The organism is Pseudomonas sp. 008, assembly GCF_016861935.1.
Lineage (GTDB): Bacteria > Pseudomonadota > Gammaproteobacteria > Pseudomonadales > Pseudomonadaceae > Aquipseudomonas.
This window is the reverse complement of the sequence record NZ_BOMA01000005.1, coordinates 274,241-287,752: the sequence shown is the minus strand read 5'-3', so window position 1 is coordinate 287,752 and position 13,512 is coordinate 274,241. Positions and strand designations below refer to the sequence as shown.

The 13,512-nt window shown below is 47.0% G+C and carries 10 protein-coding genes and 1 pseudogene; 1 reads left to right on the top strand and 10 read right to left on the bottom strand.

Annotated elements, in window-relative coordinates; all coding sequences use genetic code 11:
• The first annotated feature begins 33 nt into the window (after positions 1–33).
• A pseudogene (locus JUI81_RS12880) lies at positions 34–1,123 on the top strand (IS110 family transposase).
• A gap of 360 nt (positions 1,124–1,483) precedes the next feature.
• Here JUI81_RS12880 and JUI81_RS12875 read toward each other — a convergent pair.
• The 10 genes from JUI81_RS12875 to JUI81_RS32220 all read right to left on the bottom strand — a co-directional run bounded on the left by JUI81_RS12875 (position 1,484) and on the right by JUI81_RS32220 (position 13,509).
• Positions 1,484–2,995 carry an IS66 family transposase gene (locus JUI81_RS12875; protein ID WP_204124402.1) on the bottom strand — a complete coding sequence of 504 codons (1,512 nt, stop codon included), beginning with the start codon at positions 2,993–2,995 and terminating at the stop codon, positions 1,484–1,486.
• Between the two features lie 18 nt (positions 2,996–3,013).
• The gene (gene tnpB, locus JUI81_RS12870; RefSeq protein ID WP_239077692.1) at positions 3,014–3,373 is read right to left on the bottom strand and encodes an IS66 family insertion sequence element accessory protein TnpB; all 360 of its coding nucleotides are present in this window, start codon (positions 3,371–3,373) and stop codon (positions 3,014–3,016) included.
• Between the two features lie 455 nt (positions 3,374–3,828).
• On the bottom strand, positions 3,829–5,082 hold the full coding sequence (locus JUI81_RS12865) for a DUF1501 domain-containing protein (RefSeq protein WP_204124401.1): 1,254 nt from the start codon (positions 5,080–5,082) through the stop codon (positions 3,829–3,831).
• Positions 5,083–5,102: 20 nt separating this feature from the next.
• On the bottom strand, positions 5,103–6,638 hold the full coding sequence (locus JUI81_RS12860; RefSeq protein ID WP_204124400.1) for a DUF1800 domain-containing protein: 1,536 nt from the start codon (positions 6,636–6,638) through the stop codon (positions 5,103–5,105).
• A gap of 109 nt (positions 6,639–6,747) precedes the next feature.
• Positions 6,748–7,884 carry a glycosyltransferase family 4 protein gene (locus tag JUI81_RS12855; RefSeq protein WP_204124399.1) on the bottom strand — a complete coding sequence of 379 codons (1,137 nt, stop codon included), beginning with the start codon at positions 7,882–7,884 and terminating at the stop codon, positions 6,748–6,750.
• Between the two features lie 37 nt (positions 7,885–7,921).
• A complete protein-coding gene (locus tag JUI81_RS12850; protein WP_204124398.1) occupies positions 7,922–9,103 on the bottom strand; it encodes a glycosyltransferase in 1,182 nt (393 codons plus the stop codon).
• On the bottom strand, positions 9,100–10,308 hold the full coding sequence (locus JUI81_RS12845) for a polysaccharide pyruvyl transferase family protein (RefSeq protein ID WP_204124397.1): 1,209 nt from the start codon (positions 10,306–10,308) through the stop codon (positions 9,100–9,102). The genes JUI81_RS12850 and JUI81_RS12845 overlap by 4 nt, the downstream gene beginning before the upstream one ends.
• Before the next feature lie 130 nt (positions 10,309–10,438).
• On the bottom strand, positions 10,439–11,938 hold the full coding sequence (locus JUI81_RS12840) for a hypothetical protein (RefSeq protein WP_204124396.1): 1,500 nt from the start codon (positions 11,936–11,938) through the stop codon (positions 10,439–10,441).
• Positions 11,935–13,191: a lipopolysaccharide biosynthesis protein gene (locus JUI81_RS12835; protein ID WP_204124395.1), complete on the bottom strand. Its 1,257-nt coding sequence runs from the start codon at positions 13,189–13,191 to the stop codon at positions 11,935–11,937. Before JUI81_RS12835 ends, JUI81_RS12840 begins: the two co-directional genes overlap by 4 nt.
• A 39-nt stretch (positions 13,192–13,230) precedes the next feature.
• Positions 13,231–13,509, bottom strand: coding sequence for a DapH/DapD/GlmU-related protein (locus tag JUI81_RS32220; protein WP_374707266.1), 279 nt, complete (start codon positions 13,507–13,509; stop codon positions 13,231–13,233).
• Positions 13,510–13,512 lie beyond the last annotated feature (3 nt).

The window sequence follows — 13,512 nt, the reverse complement described above, 5'->3', positions numbered from 1 at the left end:
TCTATGAAAGCCAACGACAGCGAGGGCGAGGCCATGAGCAAGCATACGACGATAAACAAATCCTTGTCGCCAGCCGATCTTCCGGCGTGCACGACAGTAGCGGTGGATCTTGCGAAGTATGTGTTTCAGGTCGCGGGGGAAAATCCCCTTGGCCAAGTGGTCCACGAGCAACGGATCAAGTCTCGTGAAGCTTTCCACCGGTTCCTGCGCCAGTTGTCGGCGGATGTGACGATACTCATGGAAACCGGGCCGGGCGCGCAGGCCTGGGCACGGCTATTACAGGCGCAAGGCAACCCAGTGCGGATACTGCCTGCACAGCGTGTGGCCGAGCACCGCAGCGGAGCGAAGAATGACCGCAACGATGTGCTGGCGATATTGCGTGCAGGCCGAGACCAAAAAATTGCAGCAGTGCCGGTCAAAAGTGAGTCGGCGTTAGCGATGAAAGCGCTGCACCGCGTCCGGCAGGGATGCATGCGACGGCACACGGCCTTGGGCAACCAGATGCGTGGTTTGCTGCTGGAGCACGGCATTGCCATGGCGCAGGGCGAGACAGCCCTCAGTCGAGGTGTACCAAGGGTACTCGAAGACCCCAACCAGCCGCTGCCGGATATGTTGCGCGAACTGATCGCCGAAATACTGGTTGAGGGGAGTCAACTGAGCGAACACATCAACGTGCTGACGGGACGCCTGGAAGCCAGTGCACGCGCGGACGAGACGGCGAAACGCCTGATGACGATATGAGGTGTCGGCCCGATCTTTTCCACGGCGATGCTAGCCAAACAGACTGAACCTGAACGCTTTGCCAACGCGCGCCAGTTCGCGGCCTATTTCGGCACGGTGCCCGAACAGCACAGCAGCGGGCAAAAGATTCGACTGGGCAAGATGTGCAAGCGCAGTGATGCCTATCTGCGCAGCTTGGCGTTTCAAGGTGCGCACGCCGTATTGAGGCAGGTGCCCAGATTCGGAGCATCCAGATGACCAGCGTCTGCGACGCTGGTTGAGCCATCACGGTCAAAAAGGCGCGGCGGTGCGGTTGGCTAACCGCAACTTGCGCATCATGTGGGTGCTGTTGCAAAACGAGCAGACCTATGATCGCCAGCCGGCCACTGGTCGGAGGCTGTGATGAGGGACTGATCAAGCGTAATTTGACAGAGTTCTGCCACCGAGGCGCTGAGCCGCCTCAACCCTTGCTGAAGAACATTGACCCCAGACCAGACCGTCGCGGATAGATGCCTGAGTCATACGAAGAGGTCATTCTCGCAATGGGCGTCGGCACCGTCGCTGCAATCGGTGCAGTTCCTGCAATAGCACTTCGTGGACCTCGGCGAGCCTAGATTTGATCGATGGAACAAGCCCACCCACAGACCAGTTCAGGCTATTGCGCACGGTCGTCGGAGAGTTAATGGGTTAATAGATCACTGGTTCTTCGTTAAACATTCGTATGCGATCCATGAACCCCATATTTTAAAGGTGGGACCTGTAGCTATCTTGGTATTTGCGGCGTGCAGTTCCATGGCAACAAGGCTTCGAAGTCTTCTACTGCGGCGGCTTGCGGCAACCGTTCAAGTGCGTGGCGCAGCCACGCATAGGGCTCTTGGCCGTTGGCTTTAGCCGTCTCGAGCAAACTGTAAAGTTGAGCGCTGGCCGTCGCGCCTTTGGGCGTGTCGCTGAACAGCCAGTTCTTGCGCCCGATCACGAAGGGCCTGATCGCACGCTCTGCCGCGTTGTTGTCGATCGGCAAAAAACCGGCTTCGGTGTAGCGCACTAACTTGTTCCAGTTGTTGGCCAGATAACTGATAGCTTTGCCCAGCGCGTTTTGTGCCGCCACCTGAGGCTGCGTGTTCTCCAGCCAGGCGTGTAACTGCGCCAGCACCGGCAGGCTGTTTTGCTGACGACCTTCATGGCGATGTTCATCGCCGACTTCTTTTAAATCTCGCTCGATACCGTACAGCTTGTTGATCAGATTCAGGGCGATATCGGCACGTCCGGTTTTGCCCTTGGATTGCACTTTTTGCGCCTCGACAAACTTGCGTCGCGCATGTGCCCAGCAGCCTAAACGTTCGACACCAGCCTCCGCGCCCAAGGCGTTATAACCGGCGTAATCGTCGGTCATCAGATAGCCGCGATAACCTTCGAGCAGGCGCGACGGCACCTCTTGCGCTCGGCTGGTCGAGTAATCAAACAAGATAACGGGCTGATTCGGCGGTCCACCGGTTTGTACCCACATCCAGGATTGGCTAGTCGGCTCTCGATCAGGCTCTTTCATCACCTGGACACGCGTTTCGTCGCAGTGGATCACTCGACTTTCCAGCAGCCGGTCACGCATCAAGTTGAGCAGCGGTTGCAGGTGTTCGCCGCACTGGATGACCCAACGCGCCAAGGTTTGTCGTGGAATATCGACGCCATGGCGACCGAGTACTTTTTCGAAGCGATGCAGCGGCAGACCGTCGACGTATTTGGTAGTCAGCAACATCGCCAACACACTGGGACTAGCCATGCTCTTTTCAATCAATTGCGCTGGCTTGTCAGCGGTGACCGGCGCGGTTTCACAGCCACGGCAGGCGTAGCCCTTGCGGATGTGTTTGATCACGCGGATCTGCATCGGCACGATTTCCAGCTGCTCGCTGGTCTCTTCGCCAATGGCGTGCTTGCGGCAGCCGCAAGCACAAGTCAGCTCGTGCTCGGGCAGTTCGTGGATGACTTCGATACGGGGCAAGTCGGCGGGCAGAGGTCTGCGTTTGCCGCGGCGTTTGGTCGGAGCTACGACTTCTTCCTTCGCCTCTTCGGCGGCAGGTTCAGCGACACTTTCGGCTTCATTAAAAAGAGCCAATTGCGGGGTCGCTGGATCGATTGTTTGTTCGGATTTACGCCCGAAGAGACGCTGACGGAGCAGCGCATTCTGTTCTTCGAGATGAACAACCTTGGACTGCATCTGAGCAAGTAATTGCTTGAGCACAGTCAGGTCATCGGGAAGGTTGTCGGGCATGGAAATCATGCCGTGGATTATACCGAATCAGGCGACAAATCGAGGTGTCAAAACTTGATGTGGACGGTTGCGCCACAGATCAAAACCATCGAGCAGCCAGTTCAGTTCCTGGACCGTCAGCACGATGGCTTCGTCGGTGTGATCGGGCGATGTTTTGAAGCGTTCGGATTCAAGGCGTTTGAGCCAAAGGCAAAAGCCGTTGCGTTCCCAGTACAAAATTTTCACGCGGTTTCGGGACTTGTTGAGGAAAATGAAAAGCACAGGGTCAAACACGGCGACCTTGATGTCCAATTCGACCAGCGCGGCCAGGCCATCAATGGATTTTCGGAAATCCACGGGCTTGGGGTAGAGATAGACTTTTTCGACTTTGGCATCGGGACGCATCATGGCCGCTGGCTTCTGAAAGAGATCGGAAGCACAGCATCAGGCATCAAATAGCGGCTTTGAATGTGGGGTTCGTGGAGCGGTATACGTTATGTATACGATATAGATTTAAATAACAAAATAATAACGATACTTTATTTCGTTGCTATTAATAGTTGTGCGCAACAGATACCATAATCTATGTAATGGTGCATATAAAAATCATAAATCTTAAGTTTCGTCTAGGAAGGTGAATGACGTTAACTTTTTTTGGTTTGATACATTTCAGGATCGTGTTCGCCTACCTTGTTCTTGGTTAAACTGGAGGATGGGTGTAATTTGATAAAACGCTTATTCTATAGCCGGTGATTAAACGATAACCAGTTTTGCAGCAAGTGGGTACGCAACATGCCAGGCTAGGCTCGCAGAAAAATAATTTCGATTTCTTGCGCTAGTAAAGTTCTTCAGAACTCAGACTGCTACCCCTTGATCAGACCCATGAAAGAATTAGCGGGGGCGTTAGGTAGCCTTGGAAAAATACTAGAAAGTTGATTGTCTGAAAGGTTTAATCCTTTTTGGCAAATATGCGAGAGCACATGTCGGAAATCCGTTGTGATGGCGACATCCCTTCGTTGATACAGTACATCATCTGAGAGACCGGGCCATTCACCGTAAATTTTCTCACCACCAACATTCCCTCCAAGAACCATCATTACGTTTCCATGACCATGATCTGTGCCGCCAGTGCTGTTTTCTTTAGCAGTTCTACCGAATTCTGACATCACGACTACAGTAGTAGATTGCCAATGGGGGCCAAGGAGTTTTGGTAGTTGCGAAAGACCGCTGCTTAGTTGGGAAAGATTAGTCGCGAGTATCCCCTTTGCACCGCCTTGATCGACATGCGTATCCCATCCGCTTAGTTGCATGAAAGCAAACTGCAAATCAGGTTGAGTGTTGATCAAAGAACTGAGCAAATTAATATCTCTGGAAAAAAGCGTAGGAGGTGCGGCGCCATTGTTTGCCATTAGCACCTCCTTATCTAGTTTAGGAGCGTTAATGGACTTAACTATTTCTTCGCGAAATTTCAAGCCTTGGCTGTAGTTATGATGTAACGAGTTACTGGGCGAGTAGAGCGATGCCAAAGAACTTCGAAAGTCCCTCCTGTCAACTGGCAAACGATGCCCATAATTCTCCTGAGAGTTTATGCTGGCTATAGGTTTTTTTCCCGAAAAAATCTGAGGGACAGTTGCTCCAAAACTGACAGCGGTCATTTCATCCAAATCAGTGCTGTTTGCTACAGCTAGTCTATTCATCCAGCCATCGAGTGAACGGTCGGCATCTGGAATCCCGCACTCCATATTAAATTGCGCTGAAAAGTGCGAGCGAGTTTCGCTTGGGCACCCTGAAGCAGGAATAAAGGCGAGCTGGCCTGAACGCCAGAGAGGGAGTAGTGATGAAAGTGCTGGATGAAGCCCAAAATAGTTATTTAATTTATGCATACCTCCTTCATTGCCCGGTAAAGCAATCGCTGTCTTTTCTCGCAATCGGTAGTAGTTTTTTTCTGTGTAAGGGATTAATACGCTTAATCCATCTACTGCACCACGGAGCATCACGACAACCAAGCGTGCTTTTGAATCTGGCGAGTTGGATGGTAGCGTTGAAGCAAGGGGGGAGTTAAAAAAATTATAGGTTCCGATCGCACCAAAAAGCTTTAAAAGACTTCTGCGATTCATTATGTGCTCCTCAGTTTTTGTTATCGGTACATAAAATCTGGGCTACTGAGAATCAAAGCTGAATGGACAGATTCTGGAGCACGTTTGATAACCGATATTGTACTCGGCGATAAGCCTGAGCCAATAGTCGAAAGCATATCTTGATCATTGGGATGAGGATTGCCACCCTCCTGATCACTCCCCCAGAGTGACATCCATCCGGCAGCCAATTTGTAGGAAAAATTTGCCCGGTTGATCAACACATCTGGAGACAACCAAGCACCCTCGGTATTTTTATAGCCATCCGGAGCTGGCCACGCAAAGAGCCCATTTCCGGATTGCTTAACCCAAGTCTGCAAAAGCCTAGAGTCTTGGATGGGAGGAAGCCCTGCCGCCCTTAAGCTGGAGATCATGTAGTAAAGTGGTGTCTTGAATTTTGTCTTGTGGTTTTTTTGCGACCAGAACTCATCACTTTGAAAAATCGTTATGAGGAGTTCTTTTATGTCACCGTCGCTTTCCATGTACCGTTGGGCCACCTTGTGTACCAGTAACTGAGGGGGCGTATCATTGACAAAAAGCTCAACTAGATCATGTGCAATATGCTGTGCGGTTTTTGGGCTATTAGCAAGATTTAATAGAGCTTGTTCGCCTTCGCTGTAACCGCCGCCAGCAGGAAATGAAACACCTAAAAACGTTTTTTCGTTCGGGTCGTGAGATTTTGCGTCAAATAAAAAATTCCCTGCATTAGAAGCATTAGGGTCGGAGACGTAGGTCCAACCAGACAATAATCTCGCCAATGCGTTGATGTCCGATTGACTATAACCACCGACCCCGAGAGTGTGGAGTTCCATTACCTCTCTTGCGTAGTTTTCATTAATGTTTTTTGTGCCAGTGGATGTGTATCGGTTTCGCCAATTATCTAAGTAGTAGAGCATTGCCATCTCTTTGGCGTTTGCGAGTAGTAAATCCTTGAATTTTCCAAGAGCATAAGGCCGAATAGCATTGTTTTCGTAAGCACCAAGAATTGCGCCGTTAGTGGGTGTTTTGCTTTCCCAGATATTGAAGTGGTTGTACCAAAAATCTACCATCACTTCTTGAAGCTGAGCGGGACTATAAAGTGCTCTAAGTATTCTCGCCTCTCGAGCCTGATTTACAAAATTCGTTCTATCTAGAATGAAGGTTTTGCGTGCGGCGGTATCAGACTCAATTTCTTTAAAGGCTTGCGAACTATATTTTTTGTAAATGGTTGTTTGGTTCTGATTTATAGCATCAATTCTGGACAAGCGCTCACTCAACCAGTCGGGATCTTTAATGCTTTCGGGGTGGAGTTGTTGAGAGATGTATTGTTGTATTCCAAGGGTGGATACGTTTCGGCTGTCTTCTGGAGAAGGTCCATAACCCAATCTATCTAACACATGAACTACTTTCTGATCAGATGACAAGCCCGGGGCCGCATTAGATGCGTAAACTGAATGCAAAGACACAAGAAAAGTAGCAGTTACTCCGAATCTTGATAGTGATTTCATTTGTTTGGCGGCCTCATAACTGATGTAGGCGATCGCAAGAAAATCTTTCAAGGATAGGTTAAGTGGGGGAGTGCGTTAATACTATATTTACTGGTGCAGTTTGTGGGTTTCTTTTGGGCGTTTGTACCCAGGATGTGCTCAGTGAATTAAAGCTTTGGATTTATACCAGTTCTGTTGCAGGTGTGGTTGTTGGTATTGGTTGAGCTATTTTTTGATCTACAAAACTTTTTAAATCATTACGAAAATTCTGACTCGAAAATTTTTCTGCGTTCGCTCTGATTAGCGCGGGGGAGAAAATGAAGGACTTTTCAAAATTATCAACAGCCTGCTGAATCGCCTCTGCGGTCTGGGTAGGAAAGAAGACCCCTGTCTCCCCGTCAATAACAGTTTCCAGTGCTCCACCTTTGGAAAAGGCAATCACCGGCGTACCGCAGGCTTGCGCTTCTACTGGAATAATCCCAAAATCTTCTTCCGCAGCAAAAACGAAAGCACGAGCGCGCTCCATATAGTCACGCAGTACGGAAAATTCCTGATAACCCAGTATTTCGATATTTGGAGCAGCGTTCTCTTTTATTTTATTGAATTGTGGGCCATCCCCTATGACGACGAGTTTTCGATCCGGCATGTTTTTAAATGCATCAACTATGAGATCGATTTTTTTGTAAGGAACCAAGCGAGATGCGGTCAGATAGAAATCTTCCTTTTTCTCGATCATAGTAAAATTTTCAATTGCTACGGATGGATGAATGACGGTTGACTTTCGACGATATATCTTCCAGATCCTTCTGGAGATGAAGTCACTGTTGCATATAAAGTGATCCACCCCATTTGAGGTGCGATGATCCCATATGCGGATACGATGTAACAGGGTACGAGTCAGCCAGCTTTTTATACCGGTACTTAATCCGCCGTCTCTTAGGTACTGAGCTTGCATATCCCACGCATAACGTATTGGAGAATGGCAGTAACAGATATGCAGTTGGTCAGGACCTGTGAGCACACCTTTAGCGACCGCGTGGCTACTACTGATGATAAGGTTGTAAGAAGAGAGATCGAACTGTTCGATCGCAATAGGCATCAATGGCAGATATGACCGATAGTTTTTCTTGGCGAAAGGTAGTTTTTGAATAAATGATGTTGTTGTTTTCTTGTTGAATATTTCGGTCCTTTGTTCTGGGGTCAGAAAGTCCACCACGGTAAAGATGTCGGCTTCTGGATAAATAGTTAGGATCTCTTTTAAAACCTTTTCCGCGCCACCCAGCGTTACCAGCCAGTCATGTATAATGGCTACTTTCATATTAAGATCTCTTTTTCGAAGTTAACAATAGTGCTGTTCAAGCAGTTGCGCGCGACAGCTTCATCATCGAAGTGAGGAAGTCATTCCTCAGGTTTTGAATTACAGCTGCGTTGTATGTTCTGGCAACTAACAAATTTCTGGATGACTGAGAGTGAAGCAGGTCGGGGGAAGATAGGAACTCTATAATTTTGTTAGCCAGAAGTTGTTCATCATCTGGGGGAACAAGCGCACACTCTTCCACTAACTCTGGGGTTCCCCCTACGCGCGTTGCAATAGCAGGCAAAGCCCTTGCCATAGCCTCCAGTAGTGCTCTAGGCAATCCCTCCTGACGTGACGGCAAGACAAATAAATCTGCGGTGTCCAGTATTCTCCTGATAGGCTCTCCTGACGCCATTTTGCCTGTGAATGTGACAAAATTTTCTAAGTTAAGATCCGCACACATCTTTCTATAAAGCGGCTCATTGTTGCCATACCCGATAATCGTAAGCTTCGCTTTAATGCCTTTCTTGTGAATAATTGCCAAAGCATTTAATAACGTATCATGCCCTTTCATTTTACCCTGCATATTGCCTGTTAAAACAATGTGCGGGGTGGATGTTTCGAAATCTTCAATTCTCTTGGCATTTAGCGCGTAAGCTTCCTCGAAGAGATCAATTGAGGTAAATGCATACGATGTCGCCGGTTCGCCAGGTGGATACATCAGTTGTAGAGCGTTCCTTGTCACATAAGCTGTGGCCACAGCCTTACGACATTGCCATTTGACCAGGCCGACAAAAAATTTCTGGAATAAGCGACTTAGAGGGTGATTGTTTAAAGCTTTTGCACTATAGGAGTCAAACGGGTCTGCGCAGACCTCGATGCAAAAAGGAATCCTTTTTAACCATAATACAAGAGCGTAGATGCTAGGAACATTTGCCGGGACGCGCAACAGATAAGCGCTTCCAGGAGAAGTTGTAGAAAGGACAGTCTTCAGGATCGAAGGAAGGCTCTTGATTAATCCAATCGGACCATGTCCGGCAGGTAGTTTTAAAAAACTTACATTTGGACCATCAACGGGCAGGGCAGTCGGATCCTGCTTCTCAAAAAGACGACCTACAATAATGACTTCAGAGAAAACCGATAGGTATCTTCGGCCGTAAAATTCGTAATGTAGGAGATTTGAGGCCGGACGACCATTAGTTGTCGTAAATACTCCATCTCTGACGAGGTAAATTTTCATGCATTGTACCTTTTTACAATCTCATTTATGTTGTCAAATGAAATTTGTTTTAACTTGTTTAGATGTGAATTATCTATGCCTATTTGTAAAACGCTCTCGATTGCTTCAAAGGCTACTGACGCCGTGGGTAATTTTTCAAAGCACCAAGATTCGCGCCCCATTATTTTGGCGAATGATTTGACTTTCGCATCCCAGCCAAGTTGTACGGTGGGTATGAGTAAAGAGTTTGCAATGATATTTGCATGGAGGCGGTGGGAGATCACTGCGTGAAATCTATTGATATTTTTGACCAGATCTACCGGCTGGAGTGGTGCAGCACTCAGCTCTACTTTTGAGGCATATCCTTGCTGTGCGAGGTTTGTGTAAACTTCTTCGCAGAATGAAACGTCCTCCGCAGAACCATTGGAAAACAAGACCGGTTTTTTATCTGCGTTGACAAGTTTTATCGTCAAGTCAGTCCAGAATTTAAGCGTTTCATCAGGTGATATTTTTTTGCTCTTTTCAATATGGGCTGAAAGCTCTAATGGGTGTGCAATACCCAAACCGATGGTTTCAGGATGTTCTTGCGTACGATCATTTTCAAGGCTGTAACACTCTCTTGTCCACAGTGCTGGATCGACAGTAAGAGATACATCTTTAGAATTGTTGACAAGTGTTTGTAGTGCTTTTTGACTTTCCTGATCTCTTACACTCAGATGAATCCACTTTTTAGAATTAAGAGAGTTGGTGTACAGCAGCTTCCCCACGGTAGACATCTTGGAGGAAACACCAATAGCATTGGTCGCCAGTTTTGCGTTTATTGACGTTGTTTTATTAATAAGGTGATTAAACTTTAACGGGAAGTTTAACGCCACATCGCTAATAAGCTGTCCGCCGCCAAACAATAATAGAAAATTTCCGCCAGGCGCATTTTTAGACCATGCGGAATCCAGGCGTTTTTTCATGAACAAATGCCAGGCAACTAATGTCATCACCGGTTGTAAAAAGTGAGGAATAAAAAAGAATATCTTTTTTGTGATTTTTATATCCTGCTTAGCGCTGGACCGGTACTGAGTTCGGCCAGCAATATCTATATGATTAATAGACGACTCTGGACTGGCTTTATTTATCAGGTACTCAGTGCAGTCCGATATCACTCCGTCTCCCAAGTTGTCACTGTATTTTGCGGTGCATATAAGAAATTTTTTGGGGGGGGTATTTGGCATCGTTTGCATCCATGTACGAATTTAAGCATGAAAAGGGTGTTCTTGGCTCAGGAAGTTATCTGAAACAAACTAAGCTGAAGTGCGCGCATATATTTGGTGAATTTGTTGTCAGTCAAGCTTGTAATAAAGTTTATGCGGCGCCACTAAGAGGAGTGGTCAGGTTCATTGGGGATAGGCTCGTATTCTTTTTCTTTATCTTGAGGCATAAGACCGTAAGAATTAGCGGTATTGTTAGGTAACGCACCAATTGCATTAAAAGTACGTTCATGTCTGTGCCAATCATCAATAGAGGGATCAAACACGTCACGGGGATGAACAGGAGTCTTATATCGCGCTTAGGTAAGTGCTTTATCAGGCTTCTTATTTTCCCAACAAATAGACCTAGCGCCGCATAAAACAGAAAAATACCCGGAATACCAAAATTAACTAATGATTCGCCAAACTGTCCCAGTACAAGCGTGGTCTGCCTGGCTTCACCGCGCTGATAACTGCCGCGACCATGGATAAGTTCGGTTTTTTCTTTGGTTACTTGGTCTGGTATAAAAGGCAATATCGATTTTGGTATGCTCGAAAATATACTAACCAAATAGGTTCGGCCAAAAGACAATGGCTGCTCGCCCGATACGATTTTTTTGAGCGCTAGCGTTTGCATATCCATGCGTCCTAAGTCTCTAACGACAAGGTATTGGTCGACGTTTTGACGGCTGCTATGGAAGCTTTGACGGGCACTGGAGTCCACAATGGCACTCAACCCATCCGCACCTGCAATTTTGTACCAATAATAGGAGGTTGCAAATAGTAATGAGAATGCAACACCAGCAAGTAACATTCTAACCGGCAGCTTTCTGATCCAGAAATGGTACATGCCTGCTGCAAATATTAAAGAAAATAGTGTGCTGCTCCTGCTACCTCGTAATCCTCCAAATAAGATGAAAGTAATCAGTAAGCCGATCATAATAATTGCGAAGCAATAATTACTTTTTGCCCACTTCCAATCCTTTATCCAATAGATTACAAATATGGAAAACAGGAACTTAAAGCTCTCGGCGACTAGCATGAGCATGCCCATTCCGGCAAACGGGTCTTCGTCTTCAATTCCCGCAGCTTGTCTCGCTGTGAACGTAGCAATAAACCCAAGAATCCCACCGAAGGATGCATAGATATAGAGTTGGCAAACAGCACATAGTGCAAGAAGCATTAAAGATAAAAATATAAATCGTTTGTGATTGAATGTCGCTGGCGCCACGTATGTAGTGGCGCTACGTTTGAATTTGACTCGGCTGAAAAACTTATAAGTTAACGCGCCGAATAGATTTAAGACGGACCAAAAGGAAATCCAACTCGAATCATTGGTCAGGGCGGGCAAATAAGGCCAGAAGTCCCATGAGACCTGGGAAACCGGACTGATCAGGAAGTACATGAGGCCTGCCAGACCAAGAATCGCACCTGGGTCAAAACTATCCAGCCGCGAACGGGCCCAGTCGACAGTGTCCTTTAGTAATATGGAGGATGTTAATATTCCGATAGCCAAGGGAATGCCGATTGCAGACTCACCGAATATAATGATCAGTATGAACGCGACACTTGCACAGCAAATGAACGACATTGTATAGGAGGATATTTTCTTCATTTGGCTTGTTCGGCAAATTCTGGCGAGTTTTTCGAGGAGGCAGATTTAAGGGAGTTTATCAGTGTGATGATATATCCCGATAATGCTACGCTATTTGCAATTAATGTAGCGGCTACAGCCCCTTTCAATCCGTACAGAGGAATCAAAATAAGCGATGCAGCCAGCGCGGCTATAGACGCGGCCGCTTGAACGCTAACCAGAGATATATTGCGTTTGGTGGAAGAAATGGCATAACCGAATAAACTTCCGAGGTATTGAACAGGCGAAATGGCAAACATCAAGGTAAGCAGGTGTGCATTCTTGGATACCTCGCTGCCGAAAGCCAACTCTAAAAAGTAGTCGGCGAAGAAAAATGATGCAATCGTGCCAAGAATGCTCAAGAGCAGTACAACGAGTGAAGCTTTGACCGTAAGAGCCAGAAACGCTTTAGTATCTTTTTGGCTAAACTGTACTGATAGCTTTGGAAGGATAGCTTGCCCAGTAGAGTTTATAATCAAGCTGCCGGTCTGTACTATAAAGGCCATGATGGAGTAGATGCCAATAGCATGCATGCCGTCAGATTGACCGATAAAGATACGTGGAATGCCGGTATTAAGATTTATGAGTAACGCGGAAATACCCAGCGGTAGACCTGCATATACCAATGGCATAAGGTCTGCGTATCGAGTGTTTTTATTGTCTCCAATACTACTGATACTTCGGCGTGTACATTTTTTATCATAAAATATGCAGATGACCCACCAGGAAACGGTGTAGCAGATGACGCCAGTGATTAGATTTCCTGAAAAATAGGTCCCCGCGGCAAGACTTGTTGCGCCTATGACCCCTCTGATAGCCAGTGAAATTGCAACTATACGATGTTTGTATTGCTTTTGCAGGATGCCGTAAAACAGTTCCGACTGATTTTCCGCGGATTTTGAGAGCGTTACGAGAATAACTACAATGATTAGTTCTGTCGTCGATGACATGACAGTCGCGATAGCAACACAGAGGCCCGCGCCAACTGCGCTACAGAGTTGACGAAGTTTTTGATACTCACGCAGCGAGTAAGCGTTCTGTGTATCGGTAATAATCTGAGTGCGCAAACCTATGTTAGACAATAACATAATGGGAGCTGTGATCGCCAATGCGAAGCTAAACATCCCAACCGCTTCGACATTCACTAGTCTTGCCAGAATAGCTAAAATCGCGGCTTGGCTAATGGCATAGATGCCATTTCCCATCACCATCCACGCTGCGCTGTGTTTAATCATTGTTCCCTCAATCTTCGGTTTGTCGGGCCTGACGTAATGCTAGTTACGAAAGACAGTATTAGCGATAAGGCTTCTGTCTAAAAACGAACCAGCCCCGATGACGCAATGATCTCCAACATTGATGGGTCCGACAATGACACTATTAGGATAAATGATTGTATGGTTACCTATCTCTGGGTAACCGTTCTTTGAGCCAATCGTACTATTTTGGTATATGGTAATACTGCTGTGCAAAACGGCATTGTTCCCGATCACTATTCCAATGGGGTGTGGAAGTCTCAAGGCGGGACCAATTACCGCAGTTGAGCTAACATCCATTGA